The sequence below is a fragment of the Paenibacillus sp. Soil750 genome, from assembly GCF_001428045.1.
In the GTDB taxonomy this organism is placed as follows: domain Bacteria; phylum Bacillota; class Bacilli; order Paenibacillales; family NBRC-103111; genus Paenibacillus_E; species Paenibacillus_E allorhizoplanae.
Genome location: NZ_LMSD01000041.1, coordinates 1 through 962 on the forward strand (window position 1 = coordinate 1; position 962 = coordinate 962).

At 48.8% G+C, this 962-nt stretch carries 2 tRNA genes and 3 rRNA genes (1 of these 5 running past the window's edge); all 5 read left to right on the top strand.

The annotated features are described in order from the left end of the window. A 16S ribosomal RNA gene (locus tag ASL11_RS29570) occupies positions 1 to 85 on the top strand; the annotation flags it as partial. Between the two features lie 126 nt (positions 86 to 211). Then, positions 212 to 328 (top strand): 5S ribosomal RNA (gene rrf / locus ASL11_RS29575). Positions 329 to 503: 175 nt separating this feature from the next. Then, a tRNA-Ile gene (locus tag ASL11_RS29580) sits at positions 504 to 580 on the top strand. A 19-nt stretch (positions 581 to 599) separates the two neighbouring features. Beyond that, positions 600 to 675, top strand: a tRNA-Ala gene (locus ASL11_RS29585). A gap of 209 nt (positions 676 to 884) precedes the next feature. Next, positions 885 to 962 (top strand): 23S ribosomal RNA (locus ASL11_RS29590) (it continues 2,868 nt past the right edge of the window).

Here is a 962-nt window from a genome sequence, read left to right on the forward strand (position 1 = left end):
CCAGCCGCCGAAGGTGGGGTAGATGATTGGGGTGAAGTCGTAACAAGGTAGCCGTATCGGAAGGTGCGGCTGGATCACCTCCTTTCTATGGAGACTCGGWYYTGATARRWCCAGTCAAGTGTGTTTAACACACAAATCGTTTACTCACTCGTGTTCAGTTTTGAAAGAGCAAACCTCTTTCTGCAAGGTGGTTCACACCATGTTGCAACCGTTTGGTGATGATGGCGGAAGGGATCCACGCGTTCCCATCTCGAACACGACCGTTAAGCCTTCCAGCGTCGATGGTACTTGAACCGCAGGGTTCTGGGAGAGTAGAACGTTGCCAANAAGGGATCCACGCGTTCCCATCTCGAACACGACCGTTAAGCCTTCCAGCGTCGATGGTACTTGAACCGCAGGGTTCTGGGAGAGTAGAACGTTGCCAAGCGATACCCATGGCAAGCTTTCGGAGAAAGCTTCGAAAGCTTGTAGGTGGGTTTTTATTATGGAAAGTTTCCCTATACGGGCCCTTAGCTCAGCTGGTTAGAGCGCACCCCTGATAAGGGTGAGGTCGGTGGTTCGAGTCCACTAGGGCCCACCATTTAACTTAATACCATTTTGGGGCCATAGCTCAGCTGGGAGAGCGCCTGCCTTGCAAGCAGGAGGTCAGCGGTTCGATCCCGCTTGGCTCCACCAAAACACATTTTAAGACAGGAATTTCCAAAAAAATTTCGACTTGAAATGCAGYRATGAGATGTGATAAGATAACTTTCGCCGCTGAAATAGGGCGAAGATAATTGAATCACAAGTTGTTCCTTGAAAACTAGATAACGAAACAAAACGTAAAGTAAGAACTTAGGTTGTGTGACCTYTTGGTCTCRCAWAAATCTTTAAAGTTTTTTCTAGGTTAAGCTAGAAAGAGCACACGGAGGATGCCTAGGCACTAGGAGCCGAAGAAGGACGTGGCGAACGACGAAATGCCT